The 322-nt window shown below is 41.9% G+C and carries 1 protein-coding gene; it reads left to right on the forward strand.

Going from position 1 to position 322, the window contains the following annotated elements:
- Window positions 1–209 (forward strand): transposase (locus tag X919_RS14875; RefSeq protein ID WP_036917188.1); only part of this gene is annotated, 209 nt, incomplete at its 5' end.
- Window positions 210–322: the final 113 nt, after the last annotated feature.

Raw genomic sequence — 322 nt, forward strand, 5'->3', positions numbered from 1 at the left:
ACACCACCAACACCGTTGAAGGCTACCACAGGCAAGTACGTAAGATAACAAAGAACAAAGGAGTTTTCCCCTCAGATACTTCTCTCGAAAAGCTTGTGTATCTGGCATACCGGAACATACGTGAGAAGTGGACGATGCCACTTGTCAACAGGGCTCAGATATCACAACAATTAGCAATAAAATTTGGAGAACGTTTTGAAATCATGTAACTTTATCTCGGAAGAAAGACTCCTCATCTGGCCGGCACGATTAAAAATCGTGTCATCCATATGAGGTGAAATATAAAGGGTTAGAGCCTTGACACAGTTGAAATTACACTACC

The sequence above is a fragment of the Prevotella sp. HJM029 genome (assembly GCF_000599605.1).
GTDB lineage: Bacteria > Bacteroidota > Bacteroidia > Bacteroidales > Bacteroidaceae > Prevotella.